Below are 865 nucleotides of genomic sequence, written 5' to 3'. Positions count from 1 at the left end.
ACTGAAAGCGCTTCCTGAGCTGGTTAAAGACTTAAACAACAGTCAACCGGGCGCTAATCTGACGATTTCCATCGCATTCACCAAATCATTCTGGCAGCACCTAAATATTGACGCACCAGAAGAGCTGATTGATTTTCCACAACTTGGTGAAGGCGACATTATTGCGCCAACAACAGATGTTGATGTGCTTATTCACTGCCATTCTACTCGCCACGATTTGCACTTTTACGTACTGCGCAAATTCCTAACCGATATCGCAGAAGATGTGACGGTCGTGGATGAAACGTACGGCTACCGCTACCTAGATGCACGTGACATGACGGACTTTATCGACGGCACAGAAAACCCGAAAGGGGACGCTCGCGCTGATGTAGCATTGGTAAAAGATGGCCCATATGCTGGTGGCAGCTATGTTATGGTTCAACGTTTTGAGCACAACTTGCCAGCTTGGAATCGCCTAAATATCAAAGCTCAAGAGAAAGTTATTGGTCGCACCAAACCAGATTCAGTCGAGCTAGAAGACGTACCGGCAGCATCTCACGTTGGTCGAGTTGATATCAAAGAAGAAGGTAAAGGTTTGAAGATTGTTCGTCATAGCTTGCCATACGGCACAGTGACTGGTGCGCACGGTCTGTTGTTCATCTCTTACTGCAATACCCTTCACAATATCAAAGTGATGCTAGAGAGCATGTACGGCGTAACCGACGGTAAAACAGACCAACTGCTTCGCTTCACTAAAGCGGTAACAGGTGCGTACTTCTTCGCTCCTTCACAAGAAATGCTAGCAGAACTGGCCATTAAGTAATGAATAGTTAAAAGTTTCCAAAGCCCTCCATTCGGAGGGTTTTTTGTTTTCTATTCTCTC

At 46.0% G+C, this 865-nt stretch carries 1 protein-coding gene; it reads left to right on the top strand.

Annotated features, from left to right (window positions below; all coding sequences use genetic code 11):
* On the top strand, window positions 1-805 hold an 805-nt coding region (locus tag R8N49_RS25930), incomplete at its 5' end, for a Dyp-type peroxidase (protein WP_318190305.1).
* Window positions 806-865 lie beyond the last annotated feature (60 nt).

Source organism: Vibrio sp. 1978, assembly GCF_033344345.1.
This window is presented reverse-complemented; position numbering and strand designations above follow the sequence as displayed.